Annotated in this window: 11 protein-coding genes and 1 tRNA gene; 5 read left to right on the plus strand and 7 right to left on the minus strand. The window is 37.5% G+C overall.

Translation table 11 applies throughout. The features are described 5' to 3' along the window. Positions 1-409 precede the first annotated feature (409 nt). The 3 genes from QF044_RS14135 to aceB form a co-directional block, all read right to left on the minus strand. On the minus strand, positions 410-799 hold the full coding sequence (locus QF044_RS14135) for a thioesterase family protein (RefSeq protein WP_307268478.1): 390 nt from the start codon (positions 797-799) through the stop codon (positions 410-412). Between the two features lie 127 nt (positions 800-926). Beyond that, positions 927-2,207 (minus strand): isocitrate lyase, encoded by a 1,281-nt coding sequence (gene aceA, locus QF044_RS14140; protein ID WP_307268481.1) that lies wholly within the window; start codon positions 2,205-2,207, stop codon positions 927-929. 122 nt (positions 2,208-2,329) lie between these two features. Then, the gene (gene aceB / locus QF044_RS14145; RefSeq protein ID WP_307268484.1) at positions 2,330-3,907 is read right to left on the minus strand and encodes a malate synthase A; all 1,578 of its coding nucleotides are present in this window, start codon (positions 3,905-3,907) and stop codon (positions 2,330-2,332) included. Positions 3,908-4,033: 126 nt separating this feature from the next. On the opposite strand from aceB, the gene QF044_RS14150 reads away from it, so the two are divergent. The 3 genes from QF044_RS14150 to QF044_RS14160 all read left to right on the plus strand — a co-directional run bounded on the left by QF044_RS14150 (position 4,034) and on the right by QF044_RS14160 (position 7,256). Continuing rightward, entirely contained in the window at positions 4,034-5,515 is a 1,482-nt protein-coding gene (locus QF044_RS14150; protein ID WP_307268486.1) for a helix-turn-helix domain-containing protein, read from the plus strand. A gap of 102 nt (positions 5,516-5,617) precedes the next feature. Then, entirely contained in the window at positions 5,618-6,271 is a 654-nt protein-coding gene (locus QF044_RS14155; protein ID WP_307268488.1) for a ComF family protein, read from the plus strand. A gap of 295 nt (positions 6,272-6,566) precedes the next feature. After that, a complete protein-coding gene (locus tag QF044_RS14160) occupies positions 6,567-7,256 on the plus strand; it encodes an alpha/beta fold hydrolase (protein WP_307268490.1) in 690 nt (229 codons plus the stop codon). A gap of 3 nt (positions 7,257-7,259) precedes the next feature. On the opposite strand, the gene upp is transcribed toward QF044_RS14160, so the two are convergent. Further along, positions 7,260-7,913, minus strand: a complete 654-nt coding sequence (upp, locus tag QF044_RS14165; RefSeq protein ID WP_307268493.1) for a uracil phosphoribosyltransferase — start codon at positions 7,911-7,913, stop codon at positions 7,260-7,262. An 82-nt stretch (positions 7,914-7,995) separates the two neighbouring features. Further along, a complete protein-coding gene (der, locus tag QF044_RS14170) occupies positions 7,996-9,306 on the minus strand; it encodes a ribosome biogenesis GTPase Der (RefSeq protein ID WP_090023737.1) in 1,311 nt (436 codons plus the stop codon). Between the two features lie 255 nt (positions 9,307-9,561). Here der and QF044_RS14175 point away from each other — a divergent pair. Further along, a tRNA-Gln gene (locus QF044_RS14175) sits at positions 9,562-9,632 on the plus strand. A 284-nt stretch (positions 9,633-9,916) separates the two neighbouring features. Further along, positions 9,917-10,114 (plus strand): hypothetical protein, encoded by a 198-nt coding sequence (locus QF044_RS14180; RefSeq protein WP_307268499.1) that lies wholly within the window; start codon positions 9,917-9,919, stop codon positions 10,112-10,114. A gap of 234 nt (positions 10,115-10,348) precedes the next feature. Here QF044_RS14180 and QF044_RS14185 read toward each other — a convergent pair whose 3' ends face one another. After that, positions 10,349-11,581 carry a hypothetical protein gene (locus QF044_RS14185; protein WP_307268502.1) on the minus strand — a complete coding sequence of 411 codons (1,233 nt, stop codon included), beginning with the start codon at positions 11,579-11,581 and terminating at the stop codon, positions 10,349-10,351. A gap of 135 nt (positions 11,582-11,716) precedes the next feature. Beyond that, positions 11,717-13,996 (minus strand): catalase/peroxidase HPI, encoded by a 2,280-nt coding sequence (katG, locus tag QF044_RS14190; protein ID WP_307268504.1) that lies wholly within the window; start codon positions 13,994-13,996, stop codon positions 11,717-11,719. Positions 13,997-14,300: the final 304 nt, after the last annotated feature.

The following is a 14,300-nucleotide window of genomic DNA, read 5'->3' on the forward strand; positions in this document are numbered from 1 at the left end:
GTGTTTTCAGAATCTTTTATTCAGCTGAAATAGATACTACTGATTGATAATTTTCTTGCAAAATTCATAGTTTTTTGTGAGCAAGCAAAAGAAAACACATCGATATACTTCGATATACTTAACGATTTTTTCCGTTTTAAGGTTTTTAGATGTGGGATATTACCAAATTGGGTATTCCAATGTAAAATATTTGGTATAAGGCTGAAGTTTCATACAATGTGTTTTTTTGTAAAGCTACACAATTTTTATAAGAATATGAGGTAAAATTTCTTCATAATGCAATAAGAAATTATAATTTAATATCTCTTTAATGAATTATTTCCCAAGTATTTAAAGATACCCGGAAATAAATACTGAGTAAGTTTAATATAGACTCACCTACTATGATTCAGTAAAATAAAACATATGATTATTCCGTAAGTTTATCCAGCCAGTCACTATCCAGTCTTTTAATCTTCTGAGTTTTCAAATCAACCAAAACCCAAAGCGTACTTGAATCTACTACAAGTTTGTCATTACAGTAAAACTCTACTTTCCTTGGTTGCTTTATACCTTCAGGTGCTTTCGGATAGGTCTTGACGGTAATAATATCTCCAAGATAGACCTGTTTTTTATATTGGATATGATGGTCAACGAGCATCCAGATATCGTCCGGATAATCCGTTTTCTCCTTAACAAGTTCCCAGTGCTCAGTTGCCATTTCTTCTACCCAATGTACGTACTGAACATTGTTGACATGATTATTCTGGTCGATGTGTGCTTCTGTAACCTGGATTTGTTTCTGGTAAGTTAAATTCATTATTCTTTCGGCTTCATTAATAATCAAATATATGAAGTTTAAGGTTTTATTCTTTATTCCCAACTAAAAAACCTTCTCAAAACTGAGAAGGTTCACATCTAAAAATTTTATATAACATGGAAAATGATCAATGAAACTGTGCCGTTTCCGTAGAGTCTTTCATGGCAACCGTTGCGGAAGAACCATTGGTCACCACATTCTGAACCTCATCAAAATATCCTGTTCCTACAAACGACTGGTGTTTTACCGCTCTGAATCCTTTCTGCTGAAGGGCAAACTCACGCTCCTGAAGCTCAGAATATCCCGCCATGCCTCTTTCTTTATAAGCTAAAGCAAGCTCGAACATAGCCGTATTTAATGCATGGAAACCGGCCAGTGTTATGAATTGGAATTTATAGCCCATTTTGGCAAGCTCTTCACGGAAATTAGCCATTTCTTCAACACTTAGTCTTGCCGCCCAGTTGAAGGAAGGTGAACAGTTGTAAGCCAGCATCTTTCCCGGAAATTTCGCATGAATCCCCTCTGCAAATCTTTTCGCCTGTTCAAGATCAGGGTTAGAAGTTTCCATCCAGATCAGGTCTGCGTAAGGTGCATAGGAAAGACCACGATCTATTCCCTGCTCTACTCCGTTATTTACAACGTAGAAACCTTCGGAAGTTCTTTCTCCGGTTACAAATTTCTTATCTCTGTCATCAATATCCGAAGTTAAAAGATCTGCAGCATCGGCATCCGTTCTAGCAATAATAATACTCGGAACACCCAATACATCTGAAGCCAGACGGGCTGCCACCAGTTTATTAATCGCTTCCTGGGTCGGTACCAAAACCTTTCCTCCCAAATGGCCGCATTTTTTAGCCGAAGAAAGCTGATCTTCGAAGTGTACCGCTGCTGCTCCGGCTTCAATCATCTGTTTCATCAGTTCAAAAGCATTCAGGTTTCCTCCAAATCCGGCTTCAGCATCTGCAATAATGGGAACCAGATATTCTTTATCTCCCTTTCCGCTCACGGATTGTACCTGATCTGCCCTTAATAAAGCATTATTAATTTTTTTCACCACGGAAGGCACCGAGTTCGCAGGATACAGTGATTGATCAGGATACATTTCACCGGACAAATTAGCATCCGCAGCCACCTGCCATCCTGAAAGATAAATGGCTTCCAGACCTGCATCCACTTCCTGAACCGCCTGGTTTCCTGTAAGGGCACCCAAACCGGCTACATAATCCTGATTATTCAGTTTGTCCCAGAATTTTTTGGACATTTCTGTTGCAATGGTATAGTCAATTGTATAAGAACCTCGCAGCTTCAATACTTCTTCAGCCGTATAGGTTCTTTTTATTCCGTTCCAGCGGGGATTGTTCAGCCAATCCTGTTCTATAGCCTGGATCTGCTCTTGTCTTGTTTTCATAATACTATTTGGATTTTTTGTTAGATTTTAGGAATTAGGTGAGAGGGTTTTAGAGTGGAAGAGTTTTAGAGTACCTGAGTCATAATTTTATCACCCTAAAACTCTCCCACTCTAAAACTCTCCTACTCAATAAATGGATAAGCTTTCAAAGTCAGGAATTCTTCAAATTTTTCCGAGAACACCAGTTCATTAAAAATCTCTTTGGCCAAATTGAATTTTCCGTTTTTGAAACGTTGTTCGCCTACATATTTCTCAATGTGTTCTATTTCTTCTGCTTCCCACTGGAGAATCATTTCACGGGTCAAGGTAAGACCAGTGTCAAGCTTGGCTTCATTTTTTAGCCATTGCCACAATTGCGTTCTTGAGATCTCTGCGGTGGCAGCATCTTCCATCAGGTTATAAATAGCTGCTGCACCTGTACCCATCAGCCAGCTTTCCAGATAGAGAATTCCAACATTGATATTCTTTCTTACACCTTTTTGTGTGATCTCACCTTTCGGAACTTCAAGAAGATCTGCTTCTTTAATATGATATTCAAATTTTTTATCGATTTGATTGTCTGTCGGCATATACTGGTCAAAAATATCTTTCGCTACAGAAACCAATGCCGGATGTGCCACCCAGGTTCCATCATGGCCGTTTTTTACCTCCCGCTTCTTGTCATTACGTACTTTTTCAAAAGCAATACTGTTGGCTTCATAGTTGTCCTTCACGGGAATTTGAGCTGCCATACCTCCAATTGCATGAACGTTTCTTTTATGACAGAGCTCAATCACTCTTTTTGAATAGGCACTCATAAATGGTGATGCCATTGTCACCTGATCTCTGTCCGGCACCATAAACTCGGGAAGGTTTCTGAATTTTTTGATGAAGGAGAAAATATAATCCCATCTTCCGCAGTTCAGCCCGGCACTGTGCTCTCTTAGTTCATATAAAATTTCATCAATCTGAAATGAAGCGGTGATAGTTTCGATCAACACTGTGGCTTTAATTGTTCCTGCAGGAATGCCAAGATAGTTTTGGGCAAAAACAAAAACATCATTCCACCAACGGGCTTCCTTATAGTGTTCTAATTTCGGAAGGTAAAAGTAAGGACCGCTTCCGTTTTTAAGAAGCTGCTCTGCATTGGTGAAAAAATAAATTCCAAAATCAATCAGTGAACCTGATGTTTCTTCACCGTTGATCTCAACATGCTTTTCCGAAAGGTGTAAACCTCTTGGCCGCACCTGAAGAACAGCTGTCTTTTCATTAAGGTGATAAAATTTTCCATTTTCAGCAGTAAAATCAATATTCCGATTTATAGCATCTGCAAGATTGATCTGTCCCTGAATACAGTTTTCCCACGTGGGCGAATTGCTGTCTTCAAAATCAGCCATAAAAGTAAGAGCTCCTGAATTCAATGCATTGATGATCATTTTACGGTCTACGGGACCTGTGATCTCCACCCTTCTGTCTAAAAGATCAGCAGGAAGTGATGCACATATCCAGTTTCCATTTCTGACTCCTTCAGTTTCCGGCAAAAATCCGGGAAGATTTCCCTGATCAAACTGCAGCTGTATTTTTTTTCTTTCTTCTAAAAGTTCAAGTCTTTTATGATTGAAGTTCTGATGAAGTGCAACCAGAAAATCGGTCAATTCAGGACTAAAAACTGCTTCAAACTGCTTCTGTGCCTTTATTTTTAATTGAGTCTGAGTTTCCATAACGTGTTGATTTTGAGATTTGATGTTACAAACATAAATAAAAATATTCACAATTAGCGAACGTTCGCTAAATAATTTTTAAAATTTATTATGCTGAAAATCGCATTCAATTTTTTATATTTGGGTATGAATTCAGAAAGTGATTATATTAAAACGGTGTTCGGACTCAAGCTGAAACAGCTCAGACAAAAGAAAAACTGGTCTCTGCAGGATCTTGCCTTAAAGACCGGTTTATCAAAATCTTACCTCAATGAAATTGAAAACGGAAAAAAATATCCGAAACACGATAAGATCATCCTTCTTTCTGAGTCGCTGAGCAGCACTTTTGATGAGCTGGTTTCTACGAAGCTTGACAAAGGTTTGGCTCCGTTTAATGAAATCCTGCAGTCTGATTTTTTTAAAGAAATTCCACTGGACCTTTTTGGAATCAACAAAAATAATCTAATCAGCATTATCAGTGACGCTCCCAAAAAAGTAACGGCTTTTATAAATGCGCTGATCGAGATCTCACAGAATTATAATTTAGGAAAGGAGCGTTTTTACTTTGCTGTACTGCGGTCTTTTCAGGAGCTCTATGATAATTATTTTCCTGAAATTGAGGAGAAAGCAATGGAATTCATCAGGGAAAACGGAATAGACATCAATGAAGATCTTCAGGCTTCGGTTTTGGAGAATATTCTTGCTGAAAAGTTTAAATACAATATCAGATCTGATGATTTTGAACAGTTCGGAACTCTTGATAATCTCCGCTCACTGTTTATTCCTGAACAGAAACTGCTGCTGCTGAACAGGAAGCTTGAAAAAGACCAGCGAACCTTTATTTTAGCAAAGGAAATAGGATTTAATGTCCTGGAACTGAAAGTACGTCCGAATACCTATTCATGGCTGGATTTTGGAAGTTTTGAAGAAATTCTGAATAATTTTTATGCTTCGTATTTTGCAGGCGCTTTACTGATCTCAAAGAAAAGGACTGTTGAAAAAACCTCAGAATTTTTCCTACAGCATACCTGGGAACCAAAAGGTTTTGAAGCATTGATCGAGAGTTTTACAGATTCTCCTGAAACGTTTTATTACAGGCTTACAAATCTTCTTTCTTCGGAAATGGGTATCCGGGATCTTTTTTATCTGTGTCTGGTGAAGAAAAAAGGCTCGGACAAGATTCAGATCTTAAAGGAGCTTCACCTGAACCATCAGCAGGCACCACATGCGAATGCCATGAACGAGCATTACTGCCGGAGATGGATTGCAGTGAAAAACCTGCATCATCTAAAAGAAAACGAAACGCTGACTGATGCCCAGATCTCTCATTATAAAGATCAGGGAGTGAGTTATCTTGTGATCTCCACTTCTCAGAAAAACCCGTTTTCGGATGGCAGCAACAGAAGCTACTGTCTTGGGATCCTGCTCAACTCACAGACGATCAAGAAAATCGGCTTTATAAAATCTCCAACAATAAAAACAATCAATGTAGGAGTGACCTGCGAATCCTGCAGTATTGCAGACTGTGAAGTAAGGCAGGCTCCGCCGGTAAGGCTGGAAAAGGAATATTTTAACCTTAGCATGAAGAATGCTGTTGAGAAGATCAGGAAACAGGTGAATAATGAATAGTGAATAGTGAATAGTGAATAGTGAATAGTGAATAGTGAAAAATTAAAGATTCTCTCTAACTTCTAAACTCTAGTTTGTAACTTTTAATAAAAAAACACACCGATGATATTAGATTTATTTTTTCCGAACCGCTGCATTGAGTGCAACCGGATCATAGACCCGGATCTTTTGGTTTGTGGCTTATGTTTTGAACAGATCCATTTTACTCATTTTGAGTATTCCAGTGATGATGTCATCAAAGAAAAATGCAGACTCTTCTTTCCTGTTGAAAATACTTTTGGACTAATGAAGTTCGAACAGGATGGGTTAAGCCGCAAACTCATTCATGAACTGAAATATAAAAATAGGGAAAATGTAGGTAAGACTCTTGCCAACTGGACGATTGAAAGGCTGGATTTTAAGGATGAAAGTCCCGACATATTGGTCTCTGTTCCGCTTCATCCTAAAAAATTAAAAGAAAGAGGTTATAATCAGCTCCATTTATTTACGGAAACCTTATCAAAGTTTTATGAAATTCCTTTTGATCATGATTTAATTCAAAGAAACCATTACTCAAAAGCGCAGGCCTTAAAAGATAAGAAGCACCGCCTGGAAGCAGTCAACCCTTTTTCTCTTTCAAAACCGATTTCGGGAAAGCATATTTTATTGATTGATGATGTTTTCACAACAGGAAATACAGTTTCATCTATTGCCTGGGAAATTTTAAATGCAGGAAACAATAAGGTGAGTGTGATGGTGATGGCGGTGGATGTGTAGGTCTTGTGTTTGAGGGTTTTTAGAGTTTTAGAGTTTTAGAGTTTTAGAGTTTTAGAGTTTTAGAGTTTTAGAGTTTTAGAGTTTTAGAGTAAAATATAGTTTGTTCAGCAATGATTAAACGATAATGTCAATTATAAATTTTGTTTTACAAGTAAATAATAAAATATTAAATAACTAATAACCATCAACCAACAACCAGCAGCTAACAACCCATTCAACGCAAAAACTCTAAAACCCTCAAACTCCCCTTTCCTTTTCCGATTCTTTTTACTAATTTTCCTGTAAACTATTGATCATGAAAAATCTGCTGTTGCTGCACGGTGCATTGGGACACAGTGATATTTTTAAGCCTTATGAAAAGGAGCTTTCAAAACACTTTAGTATTCATACGCTTTTATTTTCAGGACATGGAAATACCGAGGTGCCGGAAAGTGGCATCAGCATTGAAAAATACACTAATGAATTAAGAGATTACATCCATAAGGAAGATTTAAAAGATGTTTATATTTTCGGTCACAGCATGGGTGGTTATGTGGCACTATGCTGTGCTTTGCAGAATCCTGAAAACATTTATTCTGTCATGACACTGGGAACGAAATTCGACTGGACTGAGGAACAAGCCTTAAAGGAAAGCAAAATGCTGGATCCTGAATCTATTCTTTTGAAAGTACCCAAATATGCTGAACAATTGGAAAAGCAACATGGCAAGAAATGGAAACAGCTTCTTCCGGCTATTGCTAATATGATGGTTTCTTTAGGCAAAAATCCAGTGTTGAATGAAAGCAATCTTTGGGCAGTCAATCTTCCGGTACAGATTATGACGGGAGATAAAGACAATATGGTGAGTATTGAAGAAAGCATCAATGCATACCGCAGTATTCCGAATGCAAAATTGGCCATACTTCCGGATACAAAACATCCTTTGGAAAAAGTACGGCCAAATTTATTATTTGATCTGATGAAAGATTTCTGGAATCTTCCTTAGTATTTATCGTTGAAGTTTTTCACCATAGCTAAGATCTCCGGCATCACCAAGTCCTGGTGTGATGTATCCTTTTGAGGTCAGTCCCTCATCGATGGCTCCTACCCATATTTTTGCATCCGGATACGCTTTTTCAATAGTTTCCACGCCTTGTCTGGAAGCAATTGCCGCAACAATATGCAGCTGAGTTGGCGTTCCGTTGGTCAGAAGATCTTTGATAGCTTCGATTAACGATGCACCTGTTGCCAGCATCGGATCAGCTACAATTAATGGTCTGCCTTCAATATTCGGACAGGTAAGATAATCCTGTTTGATGGAGAAATAATCATTGGCATCATGCTTTCTGTAAGCTGCTACGAAACCGCAGTCGGCTCTGTCAAGGTAACTTAAAATTCCTTCAAACAAAGGTACTCCTGCTCTCAAAATAGTGGTTATCACGGGCTGAACTGCTATTTCCTGAACTTTTATCTTATCTAACGGAGTCTGGATCTCTACTTCTTTATATTCTAATCCTTTACTGATCTCAAAAGCAGCAATCTCTCCAATACGTTCCATATTTCTACGGAATCTCATTCTGTCATGCTGGATGTCTATATTCCTAAGCTCATTGATCCAGGAGTTTATTAAAGAAACTTGTTCTGACAATACAACTGTATTCATTATTCTGAAAAAACTTTTATTTAAACGATTAAATTTCATATGAACAAAATCCCTCTTAGAAAAATCTAAAAGGGATTATTTTTTATTTCTGTCTGAAATACACTTCAATAGGAACTCCGGTAAATCCGAATTGTTTCCTCAATTGGTTTTCAGTAAATCTTTTGTAAGGTTCTTTTACGTACTGAGGCAGGTTACAGAAAAATACAAACTGTGGTGAAGGTGTCGGAAGCTGTACACAGTATTTGATTTTAATATACTTTCCTTTGTTGGCTGGTGGTGGAGTCTGCTCAAAAATAGGAAGCATCACTTCATTTAATTTTGAAGTTTTGATCTTTTTCTTACGGTCTTCATACACAACCATTGCCATTTCTACTGCCTTCAGAATTCTTTGCTTCGTTAATGCTGAAACAAAAAGAATTGGAATATCACTGAACTGACCAATCTTTTCTTTAATTGAATTCTCAAAATCTCTTACGGTGTTGGTTTTCTTATCTTCAATAAGATCCCATTTATTTACAACAATGACAATTCCTTTTCTATTTTTTTGCGCAAGACCGAAGATATTCATATCCTGAGATTCCCAGCCCAGCGTAGCATCAACCATGATGATCACAACATCTGAAAATTCAATAGAACGGATAGATCTCATTACAGAATAGAATTCCAAATCTTCATTTACTTTAGATTTTCTTCTCATTCCTGCAGTATCTACCAAAACAAACTCGTGCCCGAATTTATTATAAAGGGTTTGGATACTGTCTCTTGTTGTACCTGCAACATCCGTTACGATATTTCTTTCAACATCAAGTAAGGCATTTGTCAATGTAGATTTTCCTACATTTGGACGACCTGCAATTGTAATTTTAGGCAACCCTTCAAATGGGTCTTTATAATCTGTTGTAGGAAAGTCTTTAACGATATCATCTAAAACTTCTCCGGTTCCGGAACCTGTAGCAGAAGATAAAGTGTAATATTTTTCAATACCTAACTGATAGAATTCAGTAGCATTTATTTCTTCTTTAGCAGAATCTACTTTATTGATAACGATATAAACGGGCTTGTTTGCTCTTCTAAGAAGTTCATAAATCTCGTAATCTGTATCGGTAAGGCCTTCTTCCACATTCATCATAAAAATGATAGAAGTAGCTTCATCTATTGCCAGCTGTACTTGTTTACGGATCTCTTCTTCAAAAATATCATCCGTTCCTACATCATATCCGCCGGTATCTATAACGGTAAAATCTACCCCGTTCCAGTCAGATTTCCCGTAATGACGGTCTCTGGTAACCCCAGCCGTAGAATCTACGATGGCTTCTCTTCTTTCTAGTAAACGGTTAAAAAGTGTGGATTTTCCTACGTTGGGACGCCCAACGATTGCAACAATATTTGACATAAAAATGTTTAATAAATGAAATTATTAATGGGTTTCTCCAACTTTTGGAGCCCAATTTTTTGCAAAGATAAGATTTTATTATTTAGTCACTGAAAAAGAACAGTTCTTCTAATGACCTATGATTAATTTTTTCGCAAACTTATACTACTAATAATCATCGAATTATGTTTAAACACTATAATTTCTGACACTAACCAGCGAAAATTATTTTTTCAATTAAATATTTTTTTATAGTTTTGCGCCACCAAAATAAACAGACCCATGGTGTAACGGTAGCACTCTGGTTTTTGGTACCATCAGTTGGGGTTCGAATCCCTGTGGGTCTACAAACCATCCTTTTTTAAGGGTGGTTTTTTTATTTACGTCAAATAAGTTAATTGCTGAGATCTTCATATATAAACTGCTCTTCATTCAAAAATATTATTTCCACCAAAATCTATATATATCACATATCCTATATTACGAAATCACCAACATTTATCAATAATTTCAAACTAATTAATCACCAAACAGTGTTTTTTTATTTGGGCTATTACATATTTTATTTATATTAGCATAACAAAATAATATCCGAAAACCGGATAGAGTAAAAAATTAAGCCAAAATTATCATGAAAAATCTAAAAAAACTTTCAAGAGAGAATTTAAAATCTGTAAAAGGAGGAATTACACCAGAATGTGCAGTGTATTGGAGTTCAGGTCAACCTTATTATAAAACTGAAGCTGCTTGTATTCAAGCGTCTACAATAAATAATCCTGATGATTTTGCATTATGTCACAATGCCTGTGGACGTTGGTATGCTTTTTAAATTCCTGAAAAAATAAATTAAAGTGGCTGTTTTCTCGTAAAACAGTCATTTTTTTATTGAGAATCTTTAAATATCAAACCAATCATGGTTCTTTATTTTGAAATAGGATAAATATTTTTTGTTGCCAAGTCAATTTATTTTTAAGTTTTTTTGTAACAATTTATTAACCTTATCGAAAAAGCCATCCTATTTTTATTTTAGGATGACTTTTATTATATCTGATTACATCAAAATCTAATACCTGGAAATCAAAACCCATGCAGATCCGGTACTTTGTACTGAAATGGCCCTTCCAAAATTACTGTTATTTAAATCATAATTGGTAAAATTCCCTCCATTGATCCGGAATGTTCCGCTCACCGTAACGGTAGCAGCAGTATCATTAACCAGATTATAAATTTTCCCCTGATTGGCTGTACTTGCAGCAGGAAGAGAAATATTTCCTGTTACGAGAACTGTATAATCATCGGCGGCAACAGTTCCTGAAGCTACGGTTCTTATTTTTGCATTCAAAGATGAAGTGTCTTTCCAGGAGAGAGTTCCGGCGCCATCCGTTACCAAAGCCTGATTGGACTGGCCATTTGTTCTCGGAAAAGTATATGACCCCTGAGGATTCCCGGATGTATCTTTATAGGAAAAGGTAACCCCTTTATTTTTTTCAAGAGTAACATTGGTTACCCCCGTTGTTCCTCCATCGTGACTCAGAATTAAACTATTACCGGTTCCATTACTTATTCCCCATATAGAGGCATTTACACTTTGATCCTGATTAACAGCTACCATACCAAAAGATCCGCCCGTAGACTGTGAATAGGTTGCTATGGAGCCCCCACTATCTCCATAATTTGATTGTAAGGTGGTTAAACCCGGTCTTGCCATAACCACACCTAAACTTGTAGCAGCTGACAGATCACTATTATCTGAATAATAGATACCACTGCCTGCTCCTAAAAGGTTAGTATCTACACCAAAGTAATTGCTTCCGGTTCCATATTGAGCTTTCATATCACCTTTCACTTCAAACTGTCTGCCAGATACGGCATCAGCAGCCGTAAATCCAATCCCTACTTTACCATTCTGGTAAATATTTTGAGTATTAGCAGTGGAAGGGTTTGCTGTATTTTGAATATTCCATGGTGATGTAATAATTCCTGAATTAAGTTTTACCCATTTATTCAGATCCCCGTTAAAATAATAATACCCCTCAGAATTTACATCAGCTGTTTGCCCTGTTAAAGCTCCGGCAGCAGTTACATAAACCAATGCTCCCGTTTGTAAAGCAGTATAATTTTTTGCATTTAACTGATCTCCGGTAATTCTGGGAGCAATCATTCCGTCAAATTTTGAAGTATCGTCCGGATTTCCAACTACATCGAAAGTAGCATTGGGAGTTGATGTATTAACTCCAACCTGGGCAAAGCCAAAAGAGCCTACCAATAAGAAGGCAGGAAATAATTTTTTAAGCATGTTTTATTTGTTTGTTTTTCAACAAATATATGATTAATTTAAATAATCGATCATTTTTTTAAATAATTTAAGTTAAAATAAATAAAAAAAGGCAGCTTTTTCAGCCACCTCTGCAATATTATGTTAAATTAATTATTATTTCAAATCAAACCTGTCAGCATTCATTACTTTCGTCCATGCTGCAACAAAATCTTTCACAAATTTTTCTTGGGCATCAGAACTTGCATATACTTCTGCAATAGCTCTCAACTCGGAGTTTGAACCAAAGACAAGATCCGCCCGGGTTGCTGTCCATTTTGGCTGACCCGTTGAACGGTCTGTACCCATATACAATTCATTATCTTCTGAAATAGCTTTCCATTGGGTATTCATATCAAGAAGACTGACAAAGAAATCATTCGTAAGTATTCCTGGACGGTTAGTAAATACACCATGCTTGGATCCATCAGAATTTGTATCCAGAGCACGCATTCCTCCTATTAAAACAGTTAGCTCAGGAGCGGTAAGCGTTAGTAGCTGTGCCCTATCAATCAGCAAAGATTCTGTAGATACTGTGAATTTTTTCTTCAGATAATTACGGAATCCATCTGCCGCAGGTTCCAGGTAGCCCATAGATTCTATATCCGTTTGTGCCTGTGAAGCGTCCATTCTTCCCGGAGAAAAAGGTACATTTATATAATTTCCGGCATCTTTTGCTGCTTTTTCTACCGCAGCATTTCCTGCCAGAACAATAAGATCTGCTATTGAAATCTTTTTACCATTGCTTTGAGAATCATTGAACTCTTTCTGAATTTTTTCTAATTCACCCAAAACTTTCTGAAGCTGTGAAGGATTGTTTACCTCCCAATCTTTCTGGGGAACCAGTCTGATTCTTGCTCCATTTGCTCCCCCTCTCTTATCACTTCCTCTGAATGTTGAAGCAGAAGCCCAGGCAGTAGATACCAACTCAGGAACACTTAATCCTGAGTTAAGTATTTTTTGCTTTAATACATCAATATCTGTATCATTTACCAGTTCATGATCTACTTCAGGAATTGGATCCTGCCAGATCAGTTCTTCCTGTGGTACATCCGGTCCTAAATATCTTGCTTTAGGTCCCATATCTCTGTGTGTAAGCTTAAACCATGCTCTGGAGAAAGCATCAGCAAAAGCATCCGGATTTTCATAAAAATGTCTTGATATTTTTTCATACACAGGATCCAGTCTTAATGAAAGGTCTGTCGTCAGCATCGTAGGCCTGTGTTTTTTATTGGGATCAAATGCATCAGGAATAATCTCTGCTCCGTCTTTGGCTACCCACTGATGAGCTCCTGCAGGGCTTTTCGTAAGTTCCCATTCATTTTCAAATAAATTTTTAAAGAAATAATTACTCCATTCCGTAGGAGTTTCCGTCCAGGTTACTTCCAAACCACTGGAAATGGCATCCTTTCCTTTTCCTGACTGATAAGTACTGCTCCATCCCAGCCCTTGAAGTTCAATTCCGGCTGCTTCAGGTTCTTTTCCCACATGATCTGCCGGACCGGCACCGTGCGTTTTTCCAAAAGTATGTCCACCGGCAATCAAAGCAACGGTTTCTTCATCATTCATCGCCATACGTCCGAAAGTATCCCTGATATCTTTAGCGGCGGCAACCGGGTCAGGATTTCCGTCCGGACCTTCCGGATTTACATAAATAAGTCCCATCTGTACAGCTGCCAGAGGCTTTTCAAGATTTCTGGAATGAATGTCACCATCCGCATCATCATCGGTTGGAAGTACACCCCGCCCTTCCACTACTCCTTCAGATCCATGGGCATACCGAAGATCACCTCCCAGCCAGGTTTTTTCCGAGCCCCAGTAAATATCCATATCCGGTTCCCATACATCTTCACGTCCTCCTGCGAACCCGAATGTTTTAAAGCCCATAGACTCTAAAGCAACATTTCCGGTAAGGATCAAAAGATCTGCCCAGGAGATTTTTTTACCATATTTCTGTTTGATAGGCCACACTAGCCTTCTGGCTTTATCTAAACTAACATTATCCGGCCAGCTGTTCAAAGGTGCAAAACGCTGCTGTCCGGCTCCTGCTCCACCTCTCCCATCACCTACACGGTAGGTTCCGGCACTGTGCCATGCCATACGGATAAACAAGGGACCATAATGACCAAAATCAGCGGGCCACCAATCCTGAGAATCTGTCATCAATGCATGAAGATCCCTTTTCACGGCTTCAAGATCAAGGCTTTTAAATGCTTCAGCGTAATCAAAATCCTTATCCATAGGATCAGAAAGTGACGAGTGCTGACGCAGAATATCTACCCTCAACTGTTCAGGCCACCAGTCTAGATTTTTGGTTCCTCCGCCTGCAACGGCTTCCTTTTTCATGGTTCCGCTATGAAAAGGGCATTTACTGATGTCATTCAGATCGTTTTCCATTATCGTTTATTTTTTTATGTTGATTAAATACAATTTTATTTTTTTAAGACATGACAAACTTACAAAGCCTACTTAATAAATACAATCTATTAATTTTAATTTAAATGATAGTCAAAAACTATAATTAATTAAATTTTATAAATTCAGTCGTTGCATGAGGCCAAAAACCATAATAATGCAATTAAGTTAGTAAAAATTCAATAACATCTATACAAAAAGCATGATCAAAACAGCATATTTAGAATGATTCAAATAAGTATCCTACAAATTGATAATCAGATTATTTCGATTTAATAAATTTTGA

It is taken from the genome of Chryseobacterium sp. W4I1, assembly GCF_030816115.1.
Lineage (GTDB): Bacteria > Bacteroidota > Bacteroidia > Flavobacteriales > Weeksellaceae > Chryseobacterium.